Origin of the sequence: Pseudomonas sp. GW460-12-10-14-TSB1 (genome assembly GCF_017349775.1) — a bacterium.
Taxonomy (GTDB): domain Bacteria; phylum Pseudomonadota; class Gammaproteobacteria; order Pseudomonadales; family Pseudomonadaceae; genus Aquipseudomonas; species Aquipseudomonas piscium.
The window spans coordinates 19,904-38,700 of the sequence record NZ_JACNAC010000061.1 but is presented as its reverse complement, the minus strand read 5'-3'; the positions used below and the strand labels follow the sequence as shown (position 1 = coordinate 38,700).

Here is an 18,797-nt window from a genome sequence, read left to right as displayed (position 1 = left end):
GCTGTTAGGCAGCAGGCGGCAGGTGATGCTCTTGATGTAGCGGGTTTCCGGGATGGCCGGGTGCACCGGGTGGTCCGGGCCCTGGCCGCCGCGTTCCAGCAGCTGGATATTGCGGTCCAGGTGGCGGGCGCTGGTGAGCAGGATGTTCTGCAGGTCGTCTTCCGGCAGGTGCATCGAGCACGAAGCGCTGACCAGGATGCCGTCCTTGCTCAGCAGGCGCATGGCCTGTTCGTTCAGGCGGCGGTAGGCGCCTTCGCCGTTCTTCAGGTCTTTCTTGCGTTTGATGAAGGCGGGCGGGTCGGCCACGATCACGTCGAAACGCTCTTCGGCGGCCTTGAGTTCTTTCAGGGCCTCGAACACGTCGCCTTCGATGCAGGTGACTTTCTCGGCGATGCCGTTCAGCGCGGCGTTGCGCTCAACGCCATCGAGGGCGAAGCCCGAGGCATCGACGCAGAACACTTCGCTGGCACCGAAGGCGCCGGCCTGCACGCCCCAGCCACCGATGTAGCTGAACAGGTCCAGCACACGCTTGCCCTTGGCGTACGGCGCCAGGCGGGCGCGGTTCATGCGGTGGTCGTAGAACCAGCCGGTTTTCTGGCCTTCCATTACAGGGGCCTCGAACTTCACGCCGTTCTCTTCCAGGGCGACCCACTCCGGCACCAGGCCGAACACGGTTTCCACGTAGCGGTTGAGGCCTTCGGCGTCACGCGCGGCGGAGTCGTTCTTGAACAGGATGCCGCTTGGCTTGAGGACCTGGACCAGGGCGGCGATCACGTCGTCCTTGTGCTGTTCCATGGTCGCCGAAGCCAGCTGCACGACGAGGATGTCGCCGAAACGGTCGACCACCAGGCCCGGCAGCAGGTCGGAGTCGCCGTAGACCAGGCGGTAGAACGGCTTGTCGAACAGGCGCTCGCGCAGCGACAGGGCCACGTTCAGGCGGTGCACCAGCAGCGACTTGTCCAGCGCCAGCTTGGCGTCGCGCGACAGCAGGCGGGCGCAGATCAGGTTGTTCGGGCTCATGGCGACGACGCCCAGCGGCTTGCCGCCGGCGGCTTCCAGCACTGCCTGGTCGCCTGCCTTGAAGCCGTGGAGTGGGGTGGCGGCTACATCGATTTCGTTGCTGTAGACCCACAGGTGGCCGGCGCGCAGGCGGCGATCGGCGTTGGCTTTGAGGCGCAGGCTTGGCAGGGACATGACGTCGCTCCGGAAAAAAGAGCGGGAGTATAACGTGTTGCGCTCGCCGAGAGGCTGGCGAGTGGATATGCGGTGACAGGGCAGGCCAGCCATGGATATCCCGCGTCTGGCTCGGCGTTGCCCCGAGGCGCCCGTTGTAAAGTTCCTTTCGGGTGGCCATGGGCGCCTTTTAAAGGGTTAGAATCGCCGCCTAGTCCAGAGTACGTATTTATGTCCCAAGAGCTTTCCGCCGAACAGATTCAACAGGCCCTGCAAGGCATCAGCGTGCCGCCCCAACCGCAGATCATGGTGGATTTGCAGATGGAGCAGTACATGCCCGACCCTGACCTGGAAGTGATCGCGCGGCTGATCTCCCAGGACCCGGGCCTTTCCGGCGCCCTGCTGAAAATCGTCAACTCGCCGTATTACGGGCTGAGCAACAAGATCGCCTCGATCCAGCGCGCGGTGAACCTGCTGGGCAGCCGTTCGATCATCAACCTGATCAACGCGCAGTCGATCAAGGGCGAGATGAGCGACGAAACCATCGTCACCCTCAACCGTTTCTGGGACACCGCCCAGGACGTGGCGATGACCTGCCTGACCCTGGCCAAGCGCACCGGCTCGCAAGCGGTCGACGAGGCCTATGCCCTGGGGCTGTTCCACGATTGCGGCGTGCCGCTGATGCTCAAGCGCTTCCCCGACTACATGACGGTGCTGGAAGAGGCCTACGCCAGCGCGGGCCCCGAGAACCGGGTGGTGGATACGGAAAACCGTGCGTTCAACACCAACCACGCGGTGGTCGGTTATTACACGGCCAAGTCCTGGCGCCTGCCGGAGCACGTGACCAATGCGATCGCCAATCACCACAACGCCCTGGCGATCTTCAGCGACGAGTCGTCGCGCAACAGCCAGCTGAAGAACCTGCTGGCGATCCTGAAAATGGCCGAGCATATCTGCGCGTCCTACCGGGTGCTGGGCAATCAGGTTGATGATCATGAATGGAACAGCATCGGCCATCTGATCCTCGATTACGTCGGCCTGTCCGACTACGACTTCGAGAACCTCAAGGAAACCGTGCGCGAACTGGGCGCGCACTGATTCCCGACCACGTTATAGAGAACACGAGGCGCACATGCCTGAATTACCGGAAGTCGAAACCACCCGGCGCGGTATCGCGCCGCACCTGGAAGGGCAGCGCGTCAGCTGCGTGATCGTGCGCGAGCGGCGCTTGCGCTGGCCGATTCCGGAAGACCTCGATGTGCGCCTGTCCGGCCAGCAGATCGTCAAGGTCGAGCGCCGCGCCAAGTACCTGCTGATCAATGCCGAGGTCGGCACCCTGATCAGTCACCTGGGCATGTCGGGCAACCTGCGCCTGGTGGAAGTCGGCCTGCCGGCGGCCAAGCATGAGCATGTGGACATCGAGCTGGAGTCCGGCCTGGCCCTGCGCTACACCGACCCGCGGCGCTTTGGCGCGATGCTCTGGAGCCTCGACCCGCTCCATCACGAGCTGCTGATCCGCCTGGGGCCGGAGCCGCTGACCGACCTGTTCGACGGCGAACGCCTGTATCAGCTGTCGCGGGGGCGTTCGATGGCGGTCAAGCCGTTCATCATGGACAACGCGGTGGTGGTGGGGGTGGGCAATATCTACGCGACCGAAGCGCTGTTCGCCGCCGGCATCGACCCGCGTCGCGAAGCCAAGGGGATTTCCCGGGCGCGCTACCTGAAGCTGGCGATCGAGATCAAACGCATCCTGGCCGCGGCCATCGAGCGCGGCGGTACCACCTTGCGCGACTTTATCGGCGGCGACGGGCAGCCGGGCTATTTCCAGCAGGAACTGTTCGTCTACGGGCGCGGCGGGGAACACTGCAAGGTCTGTGGCACGGGGCTGCGCGAGATCAAGCTGGGGCAGCGTGCGAGCGTGTATTGCCCCAAATGCCAGAGCTGAAAAGCATCGCGGGCAAGCCTCGCTCCTACAGAAGCAAAACCCTGTAGGAGCGAGGCTTGCCCGCGAAGGCGTCCAGCCAGACGCCAAATTTATCAAGCCTTACCGGTGATCTTCCGGTACTTGGCCATCAACTCTTCTTCGGTTTCCGGGTGGGCCTCGTCCAGCGGGATGCAATCCACCGGGCAGACCTGCTGGCATTGCGGCTCGTCATAGTGGCCGACACATTGGGTGCACAGGTTCGGGTCGATCACGTAGATCTCTTCGCCTTGGGAAATCGCGGCGTTCGGGCACTCGGGTTCGCAGACGTCGCAATTGATGCAGTCGTCGGTGATGATCAGGGACATGGGGCACTCCGGCCAGGGCGGCGGGCCCAGGCATTTGAAAAACCAATGGCGCAATTGTGCCGCATTGGCGAGCGCAGTGCACGCGGGCTCGATGGGAGGAGCGTTTGCAGGGTGACTGCGCGGAAGCCGGCGCGGGCTCCCGCGGGGCTTATTTCTTGAAGCGCAGGGTCAGGGCGTCGGCCACGGCCGGATGCACGAACTTGCTGATATCGCCGCCCAATGCCGCGATTTCCCGGACCAGGGTCGAGGAAATGAACGAATAACGCTCCGACGGCGTGAGGAACAGGCTTTCCACGTCCGGCGCCAGTTGGCGGTTCATGTTGGCCAGCTGGAATTCGTATTCGAAGTCCGAAACCGCCCGCAGCCCCCGCAGGAAGACATTGGCGTTCTGCTCCTTGGCGAAATGCGCCAGCAGCGTGGAAAAACCGACGACTTCAACGTTCGGCAGATGCTTGGTGACCTCGCGAGCCAGTTCCACACGCTGTTCCAGGGGGAAAAGCGGGTTTTTCTTCGGGCTGGCGGCGACGGCGATGATCACATGATCGAACAGGCGCGAGGCGCGTTCGACCAGATCGCCATGGCCCTTGGTAATAGGGTCGAAGGTACCTGGGTACAACACTCGGTTCATCGCGTCGTCCTGGCGGGAGTCCGTTGGGGAGTCGGATGGTATCGCAGCCTTTCCGGTCGGCCAAGTCGCCTGTAACGGAAGAAAGCACTATAGACGACGAAAATAAGCGGCGTTTTCACCCGCTTTTCAGCCGTTCGGCCAGGGCCGTGGCCAGTTGCGCGGTCAGGCCGTAGACCGACAATTGGGGGTTGGCGCCGATGCTGGTGGGGAACAGCGAACCGTCGTGGATCGACAGATTGGCCAGTTGGTGATGCCGGCCCAGGCTGTCGGCGACGGCGTTTTTCGGGTCTTCGCCCATGGCGCAACCGCCCATCACATGGGCGCTGCCCAGGCGGGTACGGTACAGCGCAAGGTTCAGGCTGTCGATCAGCGTCCTGGCCTCGGCCAGGGTCTTCACGTAGCGGGCATCGCTGTGCATCGGCATGACCGCCCTGGCGCCACCGGCGAACTGGATCTCCGCCATGCTGTGGAAGGCCCGGCGCACGCCATCCCAGGCGTAGTCCGAGACCTGATAGTCGAGCACCGGCGAGCCGTCGCCGCGCAGTTCCACGCTGCCGCCGCTGCTGTCCGGGTGAAAACCGTCGCGCAGCAGCGCGAGCATGGCGTGGGTATGGGGCAACTGCTGCATGTTCAGGGCGCTCTGCGGGCCAAAACCGCCGAGCAGGGTGGCGGCCAACGCCGGTTGCAGCGGCGGCACCTCGAGTTTGTAGGACATCTTGCCGGTGGTGCCGTCCTGCCACTGGAAATGATCGGAGTAGATCGACTGCGGCGCGCCGTAGAAGGGGTTGATCACCTGGTCGAACTGCCCGGCGGAAAAATTCACCAGGTGCAGGAAGGTGCGTTTGCCCAGGCGCTTGTGCGGGTCGGCCGCGTCGGAGCGCAGCAGCAGGGCCGGGCTGTTGATGCCGCCGCCGGCCAGCACGTAGTGCCGGGCCTTGACCTTGATGGTGCGCCCGGTGGGCGCCACGCAGCGTTCGTCCATGGCCAGGCAGAGCAGGCTCTCGACCTGGTCGCCCTTGATCTGCAGGCGCTCGGCGCGGGCCAGGTACAGCAGCTCGCCGCCTTTCTCCAGGGTCGCGGGGATGGTGGTGACCATCATCGACTGCTTGGCGTTGGTCGGGCAGCCCATGCCGCAATAGCCGAGGTTCCAGCAACCGCGCACGTTGCGCGGGATCACGTGCCAGCTGTAGCCGAGCTTCTCGCAGCCGATCCTGATCACGTCGTTGTTGGCGTTGGGCGGCATGATCCACGGGGCGACGCCCAGGCGTTGCTCCATCTTCGCGAACCAGGGCGCCATCTCGGCCGGGCTGTGGCCCTTGACGTCGTGCTCCTTGGCCCAGTGCTCCAGGGTCGGCTCGGGGGTACGGAAGCTGGACGTCCAGTTGATCAGGGTGGTGCCGCCGACCGCGCGGCCTTGCAGAATGGTGATGGCGCCATCCTTGCTCATGCGGCCGATGCCTTCCTGATAGAGGCTGGCGTAGGCCTGGTCCTCGAGCATCTTGAAGTCGTCGCTGGTCTTGAGCGGGCCTTCTTCGATCAGCAGCACCTTGTAGCCGGCGGCGCTGAGGATCTCGGCGCTGGTGCCGCCGCCCGCGCCGCTGCCGATGATGGCGACATCCGCTTCGAGGGTCAGGTCCTCCTGCAAGTGCGAGCCGTTGTAGGTTTTCCAGCCTCGGGCCAGGCCTTCGCGAAACAGATCGGGTACGGGCATATCAGGCGCTCTCTTATCGTTCTGTATTTCTGTAGCCGCTGCCGCAGACTGCGATAAGCCCCGCAGGGGCTTTTGAGAAGCACGCCTGCTTCGTCGGAATGCCGCCTAAGTCGATCGCAGCCTGCGGCAGTGGCTACAGGTGGTTCTTGTGCTGTTCAGATCTTCGGCGGCCCGGGATAACCGCAATGGGCCCAGGATTCGGGGCAGCTGTACCAGGCCATCATCACCAGTTGCAGCAGGGACGCGTGGCCCATGCGCAGCAGGCTGAGGGAGCTGTTTTCCCATCGTTCGAGGAAGTGCCGGATATCCTCGGCGCTGGCGTTTTCCCAGCTGCCCCAGATGCCGGTCAGGGGACCCCGGGTGATGCCCATGCCCAGCACGTCGAACAGTTGGCGGGTGAGCTTGAGCATTTCCGGCGACAGATGGTCGAGGCTGTGATCCAGGCTTTTCAGGGTGGCGTCGAGCGCCGCCGGCAGTTTCTCGGCGGCCACCGCGCCGTCGAGCATGACCGGGATCAGCGCCCGCAGCACCGGCAGGTCGCTGCTGCGCAATACGGCAAAGCCGCTGGCCGCGGTGCTGGACGAGCAGCCGCTGAGGCTGGCGCCGAGGCCGGCGGTGGTCAGGAACGCGCTGGCGCACAGGCCGATTTTCAACAGGCCACGGCGCGACAGTACAGGTGCTGCAGGCAGGCTGGGAGTCATTATTGTTATTCCCCGGCAAATGGTCTGGTTAGCGGATGAACAGCTTCTGGATCAGCTTCTGGATCGGTTTGCCATAGGGCGGGTAGATCAGCCGCGCGGCATTCAGGCGCTGTTTGCTCAGCACGCCCTTGGCCTTGCTGAAGGTCAGGAAGCCTTCGTGACCGTGGTAATGGCCCATGCCCGAGTGGCCGATGCCGCCGAACGGCATGTCGTCCTGGGCGACGTGCAGCAGGGTGTCGTTGAGGCAGACCCCGCCCGAGTGGGTTTCGTTGAGCACCCGCTCCTGCGCGGCCTTGTCGTAGCCGAAGTAGTAGAGCGCCAGGGGGCGAGGGCGCTGGTTGATGTAGGCGAAGGCCTGGTCCAGCCCGGTGTAGGGCACGATCGGCAGGATCGGGCCGAAGATCTCGTCCTGCATCACCGTCATGTCGTCGCTGACATTCAGCATCAGGCTGTGGCCCATGCGCCGTTCCTGGTTCTCCTCGAACAGCGGGATCAGCAGCGCGCCCTTGCTGGTGGCGTCGCTGATGTAGCTGTTCAGGCGCGCCAGTTGCCGCGGGTTGATGATCGCCGTGTAGTCAGGGTTGTCGACCAGGGTCGGGAAGAAACCACGGACCACCTGGCGATAGGCATCGACGAAGGCGCCGACGCGGTGTTCGGGGACCAGCACGTAGTCCGGGGCGACGCAGGTCTGGCCGGCGTTCATGGTCTTGCCGAAGGCGATGCGTTCGGCGGCGTCCTTGAGCGGTACGTCGTCGGAAACGATGGCCGGGGACTTGCCGCCCAGCTCCAGGGTCACCGGGGTCAGGTTTTCCGCCGCGGCGCGCATCACATGCTTGCCGATGCTGGTGGCGCCGGTGAACAGCAGGTGATCGAAGGGCAGCCGAGAGAAGGCCACGCCTACGTCGGCTTCGCCCAGCACCACGGCGACCAGGTCCTCGGGGAATACCTTGGCCAGCAGGCGCTTGAGCAGCAGGCCGGTGGCGGGGGTCGATTCGCTGAGCTTGAGCAGTACCCGGTTGCCGGCGGCGAGCGCACCCACCAGCGGGCCGATGGCCAGGTACAGCGGGTAGTTCCACGGCACGATCACCCCGACCACGCCCAGTGGCTGGTAGACGACCTTGGCCGAGGCCGGTTGAAAGGCCGCGCCGACCTTGCGCCGCGAAGGTTTCATCCAGCCCTTGAGGTGTTTGCTGGCGTAGTGGATGCCATGCAGGCTGGGCATGATTTCGGCGAGCAGGGTTTCGTCTGCGCTGCGATGGCTGAAATCTTCGCTGATGGCATCGATCAGGGCCTGGCGTTCGCTGTCGAGCAGGTCGCGCAGGCTCTTGAGCCATTGCTGGCGCTGGGCGGCCGGTGGCATGGGGTTGGCCGCGAAGGCCTGGCGCTGGGCGGCGAACAGACGGTGGAGCTCATCCAGCTGCTGGTGGGCTTCCGGCAAGTAGGCGATTTCGGCAGACATGGACGGCTCCGGTTTTTATGGGGTGGGGGATTTTTAGAGTTTATGCTCTAAAATGTCAAATGACATCCCGGGCCAGCTTTGATTTATCCCGTTGGGGATAGGTCGTAAGATGCCGGGCAACGCCTTCTCGATTAAAGCCCACGCTCATGGCCCCACGTATAAAAACCCGCGAACGTATCGTCCAGAACAGCCTGGAGCTGTTCAACCAGCAGGGCGAACGCAGTGTCAGCACCAACCACATTGCCGCCCACATGGAGATTTCGCCGGGCAACCTGTATTACCACTTCCCCAACAAGCAGGCGATCATCGCCGTGCTGTTCTGCGAGTACGAAACCCTGGTCGACAGCTTCCTGCGCCTGCCCCAGGGCCGCACCGTGACCGTGGAGGACAAGCGCTATTACCTGCAGGAGCTGCTGGCCGCCATGTGGCGCTATCGCTTCCTGCACCGCGACCTGGAACACCTGCTCGACAGCGACGCCGAACTGGCCGCGCGTTACCGACGCTTCTCCCAGCGCTGCCTGATCCACGGCACGGCGATCTACGCCGGTTTCGTCGAGGCCGGCATCCTCAGGATGGACAAGGTGCAGATCGAGTCCCTGACCCTCAATGCCTGGATCATCCTCACCTCCTGGGTGCGTTTTTTGTGCACCACCCGGGAAAACTCCGCGCACCTGAGCGAAGAAGCCATCAAGCGCGGCGTGTATCAGGTGCTGGTGCTGGAAGCCGGATTCGTCACCGACCACGCCCGGGAGGCAGTCGACGCGCTGTACGACGAGTTTTACGTGCCCCTGGCGCAAGCCCTGGAAGAAGTGCAGTAGGATCTGGATCAAGTCATCGTTCAATTACTGGAGCCCGTCATGCCCATCGCGCAACTGATCAGTCCACAGCAATTGGCCGCTCGCCTGGAGCAGCCCGGGCTGGTGATTCTCGATTGTCGTTTTGCCCTGGAAGACCCGGATTACGGCCAGCGCAGTTATGCCGGAGGGCATCTGGCCGGCGCGCATTTTGCCGACCTGGAGCGCGATCTCAGTGGCCCGGTGGTCAAGGGCGTGACCGGGCGCCATCCGCTGCCCGAACCGGCGACGCTGATCGCCCGCCTGCAGGCCTGGGGCATCGATGCCGACAGCGATATCGTGCTTTACGACGACGGCCCCAGTGCCTATGCCGCCCGGGCCTGGTGGCTGTTGGCCTGGCTGGGCAAGCGCGATGGTGTGTTTATCCTCGATGGCGGCCTGAAAGCCTGGCACGCCGCGGGCTTGCCGTTGAGCCTTGATCCGCCGACCAATGTTCTCGGCCACTTCACTGGCCAGCCCGACAAATCCCTGCTGTTGAGTGCCGAGCAACTGCAAAAACGCCTCGGCCAGCCGACCCTGACCCTGCTCGACGCCCGCGCCGAGCCACGCTTTCGCGGCGAAGTGGAGCCGATCGACCCGGTAGCCGGGCATATCCCCGGCGCGCAATGTGCGGCCTTCACCGACAACCTGGGCAGCGATGGCCGTTTTCTTCCGGCCGATCAGCTCAAGAAGCGTTTTGCCGCGAAGTTGGGCGAGCGTTCGCCGACCGAACTGGTGGCGTACTGCGGCTCGGGCGTGACGGCTTGTCACAACCTGTTCGCCCTGTGCCTGGCCGGTTATCCCCTGGGCAGCCTGTATGCCGGCTCTTGGAGCGAATGGATCACCGATCCGCAGCGCGCGGTCGCCACGGGCGACTGAACCCCCTCACCGTAGGAGCGAAGCTTGCTCGCGAAAAATGGCCCAGGCGGCGCGGTTCGGCAGAAAGAACGCAGCGCCTGGATCGCGAGCAATCGAGCGTCGACCGGCTGCTCCTACAGAAGACAGGCGTTGTCTCAGAGGAACTGGCGGGCGCTGCGATAGGCCGCCGGCCCCACGCCGTAGACCTGCTTGAACTGCCGGCTCAGATGGCTCTGGTCGGCGAACCCCAGTTGCGTCGCCACTTCCAGCGGCAGGCAGCCGTCGCGCAGCAGCGCCCGGGCCTGGGCGATGCGTTGCTGCATCAGCCAGGTGTGCGGCGGCATGCCGGTGGCACGACGGAACACCCGGGCGAAATGGAACGGCGAGAGATTCACCGCCGCGGCCAGTTCTTCCAGGGAGGGCGGGGCGGCCAGCTGTGCTTGCAGCAACTCCTTGGCCTGGACGATCGCCCGGTGTTCCCGCCCGGGTTCGCCCGGCGCCTTGACCCCGGCGTGACGTTGCAGCAGCAAAAGCATCATTTCCCGCCACAGGGTCTGTTGTTGCAGGGCGGTGGCCGGACTTTCCAACAATTGATGCAGTTGGCAGAAGCCGCTGACCAGATCGGGGTCGCGATACAGCGTGGCGCCGAAGGCCGGCAGGCTGTCGGTGGGCAATTCCAGCTCGCCCAGCATGGCGAGGATCTGCGCGTTGTCCGGATAAAACGCCCGGTACAGCCAGCCGTCCTCGGTGCCCTTGTGGCCTGTGTGCAGCTCGTCCGGGTTGATCAGTACCAGGGTGCCGCGCCCCGCCAGGTGCTCGGCGCCGCGATAACGGTAGCGCTGGGCGCCGTCCATGATCATGCCGATCACATAGCCGTCATGCACATGGGGCACGAAGCGATGCTCGATGTAACGCGCGGCCAGCAACTCCACGCCGGCCAGGGGCGCGGTCTGCCAGAAACGGATCGATTCGCCCTGGCCGCTGTTCATCGCAGCTCGCCCCCCAGGCCGGACAACCACTGGGGAATGCGCCGTTCCAGGTAATAACCCGGGGTCTTCACCGAGCCATCGACAAAACCGACGTGCCCACCCTTGGCCTGCAGCTCGAAGTGGGTGCTGCCGGACAGCTCGCGGGCTTCCGGCAGGCTGTGGGGGAACACGAAGGGATCGTCCGCAGCCTGGATGATCAGGGTGCTGGTGCGGATTTCCCCAAGGAAATAACGGCTGGAGGCGCGCCGGTAATAGTCCTGGGCATCGGCAAAGCCATTCAGCGGCGCGGTGACCCGGCCGTCGAAGTCCCAGAAGGTGCGCATCTTTTCCAGCGGCCCGAGCCGCTCCAGCACAGCCAGGCCCTCATGGCGCCCGTCGTGCTGGAACTGGCGCTGCTTGTCCTTGATGTAGGCCAGCATCTCGCGCATGAAATGCGCCTGGTAGACCTTGGAAAACCCCTGGCCGATGCGGTCGGCGCACTGGTCCAGGCGAAACGGCACCGATACCGCGACGGCGCCTTGCAGCTGGCTGGCGCTGCCGCTTTCTCCCAGGTGCTTGAGCAGCACATTACCTCCCAGCGAGTAGCCCACCGCAAACAGCGGGGCCAGCGGGCGCTTGCTGCGCAGGTGGTCGATGGCGGCGGCCAGGTCTTCGCTGGCTCCCGAGTGATAGCTGCGCGGCAGCAGGTTGGGTTCGCCCGAGCAGCCGCGCCAGTTCAGCGCCGCGCTGGCCCAACCCTGGTTTGCCAGGGCCTTTTGCAGGCCGGCCACGTAGGGCGAGTTGGAAGAACCGGTCAGGCCGTGCAGCACCAGCACCAGGGGCGCGGTGGCGGAGTGCGGGCCGTGCCAGTCGAGATCGAGAAAGTCGCCGTCGTCGAGCCACAGGCGTTCGCGCTGGCGCTCGAGGTGAGTGGTCTTGCGCCACAGCGGGCCCCACAGGGTTTGCAGGTGCGGGTTGCCGAGGCCGAAGGCGGGAATGAAGCGATCTGACGGAGTAGGCACGGTGATTCTCGTAGCAGCGGTGCGCATCCCCCGGCGGGTTGCGCACCTTTTTCAGGCCGGTGGGTCAGCCGGCGATCTCTGCCATACGTTGCCACAAGGCGTAGTACACCTGCCCGGATTTTTGCTCGCGGTGCAGGCGCCAGTTCGCCGGCAGGCCCAGGGTCGAAGGCGCGCTTTCACTTTCGGTATAGACCCAGGCGTCGTCGGCCAGCCAGTCGCGTTCTTCCAGCAGGGCACAGGCGGCCGGCAGCAGGTTCTGATGGAAGGGCGGGTCGAGGAACACCAGGTCGAAACGGCTGGCCGGCTGGGTTTCCAGATAACGCAGGGCGTCGGCGGTCTGCACCTGGCCGACGGTGCAGCGCAGGGTGCCCAGGTGCTCGCGCAGGCGCGACACGGCCAGGTTGCTGGCATCCAGCGCCTGGCCCATGGCGGCGCCACGGGACAGGGCTTCGAGAAACAGCGCGCCGCTGCCGGCGAACAGGTCGAGCACCTTGGCCCCGGCGATATAAGGCGCCAGCCAGTTGAACAGGGTTTCGCGCACCCGGTCCGGGGTCGGGCGCAGGCCCGGCACATCGGGGAAGCTCAGGCGGCGGCTGCGCCACTCGCCGCCGATGATGCGCAGTTGGCCCACACCGTTGTGCTGGTTATGGACGGGTTTCTTGCTGGGACGCGATGGGCTGGCCATTAGTGCTCCGGAACCCCGAGCGGCTGCTCGGCGGGTTTTTCAGTAGGGGCCGGCAACGGCTTTTGCGGCACGGTCGGGCCGGCGGTGACGATGACCGTCTTGTCCGCGCTCAGGTGTTTGTTCAGTACGTCCCGGACCTGCTCCACGGTCAGGCTCTGGGACTGCTGCATGAAGTCTTCAAGATAGCTCAGCGGCAGGTTGTAGAAGCCGATGGCGCCCAACTGGCCGACAATGTCGGCGTTGCTGGCGGTGGACAGCGGGAAGCTGCCGGCCAGCTCGCGCTTGGCGTCGTCGAGTTCCTTCTGGGTCGGGCCGGTCTTGAGGTAGTCGGCGAGCACGTCCTGCACCAGCTTGAGGGTGCCTTCGCTCATTTCGGCGCGGGTCTGCAGGTTGATCATGAACGGGCCACGGGCCTGCATCGGGCTGAAGCCGGAATAGACGCCGTAGGTCAGGCCGCGCTTCTCGCGCACTTCGCTCATCAGCCGGGTACCAAAACCGCCGCCGCCAAGGATCTGGTTGCCCAGGGACAGCGCGGCGTAATCCGGGTCGTCACGATCGATGCCCAGTTGCGCCAGCAGCAGGCTGGTCTGGCTGGACGGGTATTCGATATGGCCAATGCTGGCCTGTGGCTCGCTCGGTTGCGGGATTTTCGCCAGCGCCGGGCCTTTGGGCAGGGCGGCGGAGATCTGCGCGGCAATCGCCTCGGCATCGCTGCGCGACAGGTCGCCCACCAGTGCGATCACCACGTTGCCGGCAGCATAGGCCTTGGCGTGGAACGCCCGCAGCTGGGCCAGGCTGATCGGCGGCACGCTCTGTGCGGTGCCGTCGCTGGAATGGGCATACGGATGGCTGCCATACAGGCGGTTCATCAGTTCCAGGCTCGCCAGCTTGCCGGGGTTCTGCTTCTGGTACTCGAAGCCGGCGAGCACCTGGTTCTTGATGCGCGCCAGGGAGTCGGCCGGGAAGGTCGGCTTGCCGACGACATCGGCGAACAGTTGCAGGGCCGGCGTGCGTTTGTCCGGCGCGCTCAGGCTGCGCAGGGAGGCGATGGCCATGTCCTTGTAGGCACCGTTGCCGAAGTCGGCGCCCAGGCCTTCGAAACCTTCGGCAATCGCGCCGACATCCTTGCCGGCCACGCCTTCATTGAGCATGGCGTTGGTCAGCATCGCCAGGCCCGGCGCATCGCCATCCTGGCTGCTGCCGGCGGCGAAGGTCAGGCGCATGTCGAACATCGGCAGCTCGTGGGCTTCGACGAACAGCACCTTGGCGCCTTCGGCGGTGCTCCAGGTCTTGATGTCGAGGCTGCGGCGGCTCGGGGCCTTGCCGTCGAGCTCGGCCAGGGATTGCAGCTTCTGGCTGCTCTTGGCCTTGTCCAGCGCCTGGCTGGCGTTGGATTCGTTCGCTCGCAGCAGATAAAGGCCGGCAGCGATGATCAGGGCCACGAGTGCCAGGCCGAGCAGGACCGGGCTGGCGCTTTTGCGCTTACTCATGAGCGGACTCCTCAGGCAATACGTGGGCAACGCTCAGGCGTTCGCGAGTGAAATAGGTACGAGCGGCCTTCTGGATGTCTTCAGGGGTCACGCTTTGTAGTTCGGCGAGTTCGGTGTCCATGAGTTTCCACGACAGGCCGACGGTTTCCAGCTGGCCGATGGCGGTGGCCTGGCTGGTGATGGAGTCACGCTCGTAGACCAGGCCGGCGATGACCTGGGCGCGCACGCGCTCCAGCTCTTCGGCGGTCGGCGGGGTGGTTTTCAGCTCTTCGAGCAAACGCCACAACCCGGCTTCGGCCTGGGCGATGGTTTTCTTCTTCTGGCTGTTGGGCATGGCCGAAAGCAGGAACAGGCTGTCGCCGCGGGTGTAGGCGTCGAAGCTCGACGAGCCGCCGGACACCAGCTCTTCACCGCGCTCTAGGCGGGTCGGGATGCGGGCGCTGTAGCCGCCGTCGAGCAGCGCGGCGATCAGGCGCAGGGCGTGCACCGAATGCTTGTCTTCGGCGGTGGCAATGCTCGGCACGTTGAAGGCCAGCATCACGCTCGGCAGTTGGGTCTTCACCCGCAGGGTGATCTGCCGCTCGCCGGGCTCGGCCAGTTCCAGGGGAATCTTCGCCGCAGGCACGGCGCGCTTGGGAATCGCGCCGAAATAACGTTGGGCCAGGGTTTTGACTTCGTCCGGGGTGACGTCGCCGACCACCACCAGGGTGGCGTTGTTCGGCACATACCAGGACTCGTACCAGTGGCGCAGTTCCTCGACCTTCATCCGGTTGAGGTCGGCCATCCAGCCGATGGTCGGCGTGTGGTAGCCGCTGGCCGGGTAGGCCATCGCCTTGAAGCGTTCGAAGGCCTTGGACATCGGCTTGTCGTCGGTGCGCAGGCGGCGCTCTTCCTTGATCACTTCGATTTCGCGGCTGAACTCGTCCGGCGGCAGGCGCAGGCTGGCCATGCGATCGGCTTCCAGCTCGAAGGCCACGCCCAGGCGGTCCCGGGCCAGCACCTGGTAATAGGCGGTGAAATCGTCGCTGGTGAAGGCGTTCTCTTCGGCGCCCAGGTCGCGCAGGATCAGCGAGGCTTCGCCGGGGCCGACCTTTTCGCTGCCCTTGAACATCATGTGTTCCAGGGCGTGGGACAAACCGGTCTGGCCCGGGGTTTCGTAGCTGGAACCGACTTTGTACCAGACCTGGGAAACCACGACCGGAGCCCGATGGTCTTCCCGGACCACGACCTTGAGGCCGTTGTCGAGGCTGAATTCGTGGGTGGGTTGTGGATCGGCAGCCAAGGCTGAAAGGGGCAGACAAACCGTACTGAGCAGCAGGCCTGCGGCGCGGCGGGCTAGAGCATTCATTCGTTTTTTAAACCTGTTGGACTGCCCGCTTGGTCTTAGCCTACGGGCGAGGAGGTGCTAGGATACTGATCCGTTTTACTGGCGGCCACGCCTATCAGGCTCGCATGGATCAACGTGTGCTTGAGCAGGTTGTATGGGTTCCTGGCAAGAAGCGCTGTTTTATCGACTAGACTTCGACTTTTCGCCGATTTTGCCGTTTCAGTCCTTTAGTAAAATCGATCCTTGAGATGCCATTGGGCATCTCGACAAAATGTTGCGCGTGAACAAGCCGGCGGAAACGCAGTCTGTTCTGCATCGAATATTTATTTGCCGGTGCGCCTTGATGGCGTGTCGCTACCTTGAGATAGCCGTCCTCCATGTTTGGTTCCAACGACGACAAGAAGACCCCAGCCGCGGCTGGCGAGAAGAAAGGCCTGTTCGGATGGCTGCGCAAAAAACCGCAGGAAACCGTCGTCGAACAGCCACAAGTCCCCGTCGAGCCTGCCCCGGCTCCCGCTCCCGTCATAGAACAAGCAGCCCCGGTTGCCGAAGTCGCGGCGCCTGTGGTGTCGCCGATTGCCGAACCGATCCCGCAGCCTGAACAGCCCGCGGCAGCGGTCGAACCTGCCCCCGCGCCGGAACTGCCGCTGACCCCCGATCCCGAGCACAAGCCCTGGCTGACCCTGCCGGTGGCGGAAGAGCCGGTGGCGCTGGTGGAAGACGAGCAGGCGCCGCACATCACCCCGCCGATTCCGGCCGCGACCGATGTGCAGCAAGCCGCCGAGCTGTTGGTGGCCGAGTTGGCACACAGCAGCGAGCCAGCTGAGGCCCAGGCGCTGATCGAAGAAGAGGACGTGCCACAACCGGTGATCGCGGCCTTCGTGCAGCCCGAACCTGTTCGAGCGCCGGAGCCTGCACCTGTTGTCGCTGCTCCAGTTGCTCCAGTTGCTCCAGTCGCGGCGGTCGAAGCGCCCGCTGCCGTCGAGCCGCCCCGTGCCGAGGAAAACAAGGTCGGCTTCTTCGCCCGCCTCAAGCAGGGCCTGTCCAAGACCAGCGCCAGCATCGGCGAAGGCATGGCCAGCCTGTTCCTGGGCAAGAAGACCATCGACGACGAGCTGCTGGAAGATATCGAGACCCGCCTGCTGACCGCCGACGTGGGCGTGGAAGCCACCGCGGTGATCATTCAGAACCTGACCCAGAAGGTCGCGCGCAAACAGCTGACCGACGTCGATGCGCTGTACAAGTCGCTGCAGGCCGAGCTGGCGAGCATGCTCAAACCGGTGGAACAGCCGCTGCGGATCGCTTCGCAAACCAAGCCGTTCGTGATTCTGGTGGTGGGCGTCAACGGCGCCGGCAAGACCACCACCATCGGCAAGCTGGCCAAGAAGCTGCAGCTCGAAGGCAAGAAGGTCATGCTCGCCGCGGGCGACACCTTCCGCGCCGCGGCCGTGGAACAGCTGCAGGTCTGGGGTGAGCGCAACAAGATCCCAGTGATCGCCCAGCACACCGGTGCCGACTCGGCCTCGGTGATCTTCGACGCCGTGCAGGCCGCCAAGGCCCGTGGCATCGATGTGCTGATCGCCGACACCGCCGGTCGCCTGCACACCAAAGACAACCTGATGGAAGAGCTGAAGAAGGTCCGCCGGGTGATCGGCAAGCTCGACGCCGACGCGCCGCACGAAGTGCTGCTGGTGCTCGACGCCGGTACCGGCCAGAACGCCATCAACCAGGCCAAGCAGTTCAACCAGACGGTTGAGCTGACCGGCCTGGCCCTGACCAAGCTCGACGGCACCGCCAAGGGCGGGGTGATCTTCGCCCTGGCCAAGCAGTTCGGCCTGCCGATCCGCTACATCGGCGTCGGTGAGGGCATCGACGACCTGCGCACCTTTGAAGCCGAACCCTTTGTCCAGGCACTGTTTGCCGAGCGGGAGCGTTCATGATTCGTTTCGAACAGGTCGGTAAGCGTTACCCGAACGGCCATGTCGGCCTGCACGAGCTGAGCTTCCGGGTTCGTCGCGGCGAATTTCTGTTCGTCACCGGCCACTCCGGCGCCGGCAAGTCCACGCTGCTGCGGTTGCTGCTGGCCATGGAGCGTCCAACCAGCGGCAAGCTGCTGTTGGCCGGTCAGGACCTGAGCACCATCAGTAATGCGCAGATTCCGTTTCTGCGGCGGCAGATCGGCGTGGTGTTCCAGAACCACCAACTGCTGTTCGATCGCACCGTCTTCAACAACGTCGCCTTGCCGCTGCAGATCCTTGGCCTGTCCAAGGCCGAAATCGCCAAGCGCGTGGACTCGGCCCTGGAGCGCGTGGCGCTCTCGGACAAGACTGACCTCTACCCGGGCGACCTGTCCACCGGTCAGCAGCAGCGCGTCGGCATTGCCCGCGCCATCGTGCACCGTCCGGCCTTGCTGCTGGCGGACGAACCCACAGGTAACCTCGACCCGCGTCTGGCGGCGGAAATCATGGGCGTATTCGAAGATATCAACCGTCTGGGCACCAGCGTGCTGATCGCCAGTCACGACCTGGCGCTGATCGCGCGCATGCGCCATCGCATGCTGACCCTGCAACGCGGCCGATTGATCGGCGACGGGGAGGCTAGCGTATGAGTGCGACCCGCAGCCCTAAAGTGGCCGAACGCGTGGCCCCGAAAGCCCCGGATCAACCGCCGCAGAAGAAAAAGCGCGATGAAGACGAGGGTCCGGATTTCGGCACCCTGCTGCACGCCTGGATCGAAAGCCATCGCGCCAGCCTGCTGGACAGCCTGCGTCGCCTGGGCAAGCAGCCGATCGGCAGCTTCTTCACCTGCCTGGTGATGGCCGTGGCCCTGAGCCTGCCGATGGGCTTGTCGTTGTTGCTCAACAACGTCGAGCGCCTGGGCGGTTCCTGGCAGCGCGCGGCGCAGATTTCCCTGTACCTGGACCTCGACGCCAGCGCCACCGAGGGCGAAAGCCTGAGTGAGCAGATCAAGGCCATGCCGGGCGTGGCGGATGCCGAGTTCATCAGCAAGGACAAGGCCCTGGACGAGTTCCAGCAGCAGTCCGGGCTGGGCGAGGCGCTCAAGGAGTTGCCGCAGAACCCGCTGCCGGGTGTGGTCCTGGTCACGCCGAACGAAGTGGACAAGGCGACGCTGGAAGCCTTGCGTCAGCGCCTGGCGGAAATGCCCAAGGTGCAGCAGGCGCAACTGGACCTGGTGTGGGTCGAGCGGCTGGCGGCGATCCTCAAGCTGGGCGACCGGTTTGTCTTCGGCCTGACGGTGTTGCTGGTTTCTGCATTACTTTTGGTGATAGGCAATACCATTCGTCTTCATATTGAAAACCGCCGCACCGAGATAGAAGTGATTAAACTCGTCGGCGGCACGGACAGTTATGTACGGCGTCCCTTCCTTTATATGGGCGCCTTGTATGGCTTCGGTGCGGGGATTCTGTCCTGGGGGGTTCTGGCGTTCGGCCTCGACTGGCTGAACGACGCGGTAGTGGGGCTGGCCGGCTTGTACGGCAGTGATTTCGCCCTGGCTGGCGTGCCGGTCGCCGATGGTCTATCACTCTTGCTTGGCGCGGTGTTGTTGGGGTATATCGGTGCGTGGATTGCGGTGGCCCGCCACTTGCGGGAGCTGGCGCCGAAATAGTGTCTTTTTGCTTGTATTGACCTTTT

Annotated in this window: 18 protein-coding genes; 7 read left to right on the top strand and 11 right to left on the bottom strand. The window is 64.5% G+C overall.

Annotated features, from left to right (window positions below; translation table 11 throughout):
• Positions 1–1,194: class I SAM-dependent rRNA methyltransferase (locus J4D52_RS26095; RefSeq protein ID WP_007921262.1), on the bottom strand; the 1,194-nt coding region annotated here is incomplete at its 3' end.
• A gap of 264 nt (positions 1,195–1,458) precedes the next feature.
• On the opposite strand from J4D52_RS26095, the gene J4D52_RS26090 reads away from it, so the two are divergent.
• Positions 1,459–2,271 carry an HDOD domain-containing protein gene (locus tag J4D52_RS26090; RefSeq protein ID WP_164485824.1) on the top strand — a complete coding sequence of 271 codons (813 nt, stop codon included), beginning with the start codon at positions 1,459–1,461 and terminating at the stop codon, positions 2,269–2,271.
• Positions 2,272–2,305: 34 nt separating this feature from the next.
• Positions 2,306–3,118 (top strand): bifunctional DNA-formamidopyrimidine glycosylase/DNA-(apurinic or apyrimidinic site) lyase, encoded by an 813-nt coding sequence (gene mutM / locus J4D52_RS26085; protein ID WP_102676354.1) that lies wholly within the window; start codon positions 2,306–2,308, stop codon positions 3,116–3,118.
• Positions 3,119–3,210: 92 nt separating this feature from the next.
• Here the strand turns inward: mutM and J4D52_RS26080 are convergent, their stop codons facing one another.
• The 5 genes from J4D52_RS26080 to J4D52_RS26060 form a co-directional block, all read right to left on the bottom strand.
• On the bottom strand, positions 3,211–3,462 hold the full coding sequence (locus tag J4D52_RS26080) for a YfhL family 4Fe-4S dicluster ferredoxin (protein WP_007921257.1): 252 nt from the start codon (positions 3,460–3,462) through the stop codon (positions 3,211–3,213).
• Between the two features lie 148 nt (positions 3,463–3,610).
• Positions 3,611–4,090 carry a pantetheine-phosphate adenylyltransferase gene (gene coaD, locus J4D52_RS26075; protein WP_003229157.1) on the bottom strand — a complete coding sequence of 160 codons (480 nt, stop codon included), beginning with the start codon at positions 4,088–4,090 and terminating at the stop codon, positions 3,611–3,613.
• Between the two features lie 115 nt (positions 4,091–4,205).
• Positions 4,206–5,801: a GMC family oxidoreductase gene (locus J4D52_RS26070; RefSeq protein ID WP_102676353.1), complete on the bottom strand. Its 1,596-nt coding sequence runs from the start codon at positions 5,799–5,801 to the stop codon at positions 4,206–4,208.
• A gap of 155 nt (positions 5,802–5,956) precedes the next feature.
• Positions 5,957–6,502 (bottom strand): hypothetical protein, encoded by a 546-nt coding sequence (locus tag J4D52_RS26065; RefSeq protein ID WP_063433316.1) that lies wholly within the window; start codon positions 6,500–6,502, stop codon positions 5,957–5,959.
• Positions 6,503–6,530: 28 nt separating this feature from the next.
• A complete protein-coding gene (locus tag J4D52_RS26060) occupies positions 6,531–7,961 on the bottom strand; it encodes a coniferyl aldehyde dehydrogenase (protein WP_102676352.1) in 1,431 nt (476 codons plus the stop codon).
• 146 nt (positions 7,962–8,107) lie between these two features.
• Between J4D52_RS26060 and J4D52_RS26055 the strand changes: the two genes are divergently transcribed.
• Both J4D52_RS26055 and J4D52_RS26050 read left to right on the top strand, forming a co-directional pair.
• Positions 8,108–8,779, top strand: coding sequence for a TetR/AcrR family transcriptional regulator (locus J4D52_RS26055; protein WP_102676351.1), 672 nt, complete (start codon positions 8,108–8,110; stop codon positions 8,777–8,779).
• 39 nt (positions 8,780–8,818) lie between these two features.
• On the top strand, positions 8,819–9,673 hold the full coding sequence (locus tag J4D52_RS26050) for a sulfurtransferase (protein WP_102676350.1): 855 nt from the start codon (positions 8,819–8,821) through the stop codon (positions 9,671–9,673).
• Positions 9,674–9,807: 134 nt separating this feature from the next.
• Here J4D52_RS26050 and J4D52_RS26045 read toward each other — a convergent pair whose 3' ends face one another.
• From J4D52_RS26045 to J4D52_RS26025, 5 genes are all read right to left on the bottom strand, one after another.
• Complete coding sequence (locus J4D52_RS26045; RefSeq protein ID WP_102676349.1) at positions 9,808–10,641, bottom strand: AraC family transcriptional regulator; 834 nt, start codon at positions 10,639–10,641, stop codon at positions 9,808–9,810.
• Entirely contained in the window at positions 10,638–11,642 is a 1,005-nt protein-coding gene (locus tag J4D52_RS26040) for a hydrolase (protein WP_102676348.1), read from the bottom strand. Before J4D52_RS26040 ends, J4D52_RS26045 begins: the two co-directional genes overlap by 4 nt.
• Before the next feature lie 64 nt (positions 11,643–11,706).
• The gene (gene rsmD, locus J4D52_RS26035; RefSeq protein ID WP_102676347.1) at positions 11,707–12,327 is read right to left on the bottom strand and encodes a 16S rRNA (guanine(966)-N(2))-methyltransferase RsmD; all 621 of its coding nucleotides are present in this window, start codon (positions 12,325–12,327) and stop codon (positions 11,707–11,709) included.
• Positions 12,327–13,817, bottom strand: coding sequence for a pitrilysin family protein (locus tag J4D52_RS26030; protein WP_025807166.1), 1,491 nt, complete (start codon positions 13,815–13,817; stop codon positions 12,327–12,329). The genes rsmD and J4D52_RS26030 overlap by 1 nt, the downstream gene beginning before the upstream one ends.
• The gene (locus J4D52_RS26025; RefSeq protein ID WP_009051328.1) at positions 13,810–15,165 is read right to left on the bottom strand and encodes a pitrilysin family protein; all 1,356 of its coding nucleotides are present in this window, start codon (positions 15,163–15,165) and stop codon (positions 13,810–13,812) included. The genes J4D52_RS26030 and J4D52_RS26025 overlap by 8 nt, the downstream gene beginning before the upstream one ends.
• A gap of 356 nt (positions 15,166–15,521) precedes the next feature.
• Between J4D52_RS26025 and ftsY the strand changes: the two genes are divergently transcribed.
• From ftsY to ftsX, 3 genes are read left to right on the top strand one after another with little or no spacing between them, the layout of a single operon-like run.
• On the top strand, positions 15,522–17,084 hold the full coding sequence (gene ftsY, locus J4D52_RS26020; RefSeq protein ID WP_102676346.1) for a signal recognition particle-docking protein FtsY: 1,563 nt from the start codon (positions 15,522–15,524) through the stop codon (positions 17,082–17,084).
• Positions 17,081–17,752, top strand: a complete 672-nt coding sequence (gene ftsE / locus J4D52_RS26015) for a cell division ATP-binding protein FtsE (protein WP_009051326.1) — start codon at positions 17,081–17,083, stop codon at positions 17,750–17,752. The genes ftsY and ftsE overlap by 4 nt, the downstream gene beginning before the upstream one ends.
• Positions 17,749–18,771, top strand: coding sequence for a permease-like cell division protein FtsX (gene ftsX / locus J4D52_RS26010; protein WP_102676345.1), 1,023 nt, complete (start codon positions 17,749–17,751; stop codon positions 18,769–18,771). Before ftsE ends, ftsX begins: the two co-directional genes overlap by 4 nt.
• The last annotated feature ends 26 nt before the right edge of the window (positions 18,772–18,797 follow it).

Bases quoted from the DNA above. Each gene is read 5' to 3' on its own strand.
- J4D52_RS26080 (WP_007921257.1), bottom strand. From the start codon at position 3,462: ATGTCCCTGATCATCACCGACGACTGCATCAATTGCGACGTCTGCGAA.
- coaD (WP_003229157.1), bottom strand. From the start codon at position 4,090: ATGAACCGAGTGTTGTACCCAGGTACCTTCGACCCTATTACCAAGGGC.
- J4D52_RS26070 (WP_102676353.1), bottom strand. From the start codon at position 5,801: ATGCCCGTACCCGATCTGTTTCGCGAAGGCCTGGCCCGAGGCTGGAAA.
- J4D52_RS26050 (WP_102676350.1), top strand. From the start codon at position 8,819: ATGCCCATCGCGCAACTGATCAGTCCACAGCAATTGGCCGCTCGCCTG.
- mutM (WP_102676354.1), top strand. From the start codon at position 2,306: ATGCCTGAATTACCGGAAGTCGAAACCACCCGGCGCGGTATCGCGCCG.
- J4D52_RS26045 (WP_102676349.1), bottom strand. From the start codon at position 10,641: ATGAACAGCGGCCAGGGCGAATCGATCCGTTTCTGGCAGACCGCGCCC.
- J4D52_RS26060 (WP_102676352.1), bottom strand. From the start codon at position 7,961: ATGTCTGCCGAAATCGCCTACTTGCCGGAAGCCCACCAGCAGCTGGAT.
- J4D52_RS26065 (WP_063433316.1), bottom strand. From the start codon at position 6,502: ATGACTCCCAGCCTGCCTGCAGCACCTGTACTGTCGCGCCGTGGCCTG.
- rsmD (WP_102676347.1), bottom strand. From the start codon at position 12,327: ATGGCCAGCCCATCGCGTCCCAGCAAGAAACCCGTCCATAACCAGCAC.
- ftsX (WP_102676345.1), top strand. From the start codon at position 17,749: ATGAGTGCGACCCGCAGCCCTAAAGTGGCCGAACGCGTGGCCCCGAAA.
- ftsY (WP_102676346.1), top strand. From the start codon at position 15,522: ATGTTTGGTTCCAACGACGACAAGAAGACCCCAGCCGCGGCTGGCGAG.
- J4D52_RS26025 (WP_009051328.1), bottom strand. From the start codon at position 15,165: ATGAATGCTCTAGCCCGCCGCGCCGCAGGCCTGCTGCTCAGTACGGTT.
- ftsE (WP_009051326.1), top strand. From the start codon at position 17,081: ATGATTCGTTTCGAACAGGTCGGTAAGCGTTACCCGAACGGCCATGTC.
- J4D52_RS26055 (WP_102676351.1), top strand. From the start codon at position 8,108: ATGGCCCCACGTATAAAAACCCGCGAACGTATCGTCCAGAACAGCCTG.
- J4D52_RS26030 (WP_025807166.1), bottom strand. From the start codon at position 13,817: ATGAGTAAGCGCAAAAGCGCCAGCCCGGTCCTGCTCGGCCTGGCACTC.